Here is a 785-nt window from a genome sequence, read left to right on the forward strand (position 1 = left end):
CGTGGGGCAGGGCGCGCCCGCCGCCTCCGACGGGCTGCCGGGGCGCGACCGTGCGCGGGCCATGCTGGTCATCATCCTCGGACTGGCCGTGGCGGTGCTGGACGGCAGCATCGTCAACCTCGCGCTGCCCGGTATCGCTCGCGAACTGAACGCGGGCGCGGCGCAGGCCATCTGGGTCGTCAACGCCTACCAGATCGCCACGCTGGTCATGCTGCTGCCGCTCGCCTCGCTGGGCGAGCGCATCGGCTACCGGCGCGTGTACCTGCTGGGCATGGCGCTGTTCGCCGTGTCGTCGCTCGGGGCCATGCTGGCCACTTCACTCCCAGCGCTGGTCGTGGCGCGCGCGGTGCAGGGGCTGGGTGCGGCGGGCATCATGAGCGTGAATGCCGCGCTGGTGCGCCTGACCTATCCGCGCGCTCACCTGGGCCGGGGCATGGCCATCAACTCGCTGGTCGTGGCCACCTCGTCGATGGCCGGGCCCTCGGTGGCGGCGGCCATCCTGTCTTTCGCATCGTGGCCTTGGCTGTTCGCGCTGAACCTGCCGCTGGGCCTGTTCACGCTGTGGCTGGGGCTGCGCGCGCTGCCGTTCAATCCGCCCAGCACGCACACCGGCGCGCGGCTGACGGTGCTGGACGTCACGCTGAACATCCTCATGTTCGCGCTGATCTTCATCGGTGGCGAGCAGCTCGGCGTGCGGGGCGAGGCCTCGCGTGCGGCGGCCCCGCTGGGCTGGGCGCTGCTGCTGGCCGGCGTCGCGGTGGGCTGGGTGTATCTGTGGCGGCAGC

General features: G+C 72.2%; 1 protein-coding gene. It reads left to right on the forward strand.

The genetic code is table 11. The annotated features are described in order from the left end of the window. Position 1 precedes the first annotated feature (1 nt). On the forward strand, positions 2-785 hold a 784-nt coding region (locus tag AC27IQ_RS26110), incomplete at its 3' end, for an MFS transporter (RefSeq protein WP_487091377.1).

The organism is Acidovorax sp. KPB24-07, from assembly GCF_057543315.1.